This is a genomic window from Bacillus sp. SN1 (assembly GCF_002796895.1).
GTDB classification, from domain to species: domain Bacteria; phylum Bacillota; class Bacilli; order Bacillales; family Bacillaceae; genus Bacillus; species Bacillus inaquosorum.
On record NZ_PHIE01000022.1, the window covers coordinates 1 to 255 of the forward strand.

Consider the following 255-nt stretch of genomic DNA (forward strand, 5'->3'; position numbering starts at 1 on the left):
TACCTTTTAGGAGGCGACCGCCCCAGTCAAACTGCCCACCTGACACTGTCTCCCCGCCCGATAAGGGCGGCGGGTTAGAAGGTCAATACAGCCAGGGTAGTATCCCACCGATGCCTCCACCGAAGCTAGCGCTCCGGTTTCCAAGGCTCCTACCTATCCTGTACAAGCTGTACCAACATTCAATATCAGGCTGCAGTAAAGCTCCACGGGGTCTTTCCGTCCTGTCGCGGGTAACCTGCATCTTCACAGGTACTA

Annotated in this window: 1 rRNA gene; it reads right to left on the reverse strand. The window is 56.1% G+C overall.

The features are described 5' to 3' along the window. Positions 1 to 255, reverse strand: a 23S ribosomal RNA gene (locus CVV77_RS21895); the annotation flags it as partial.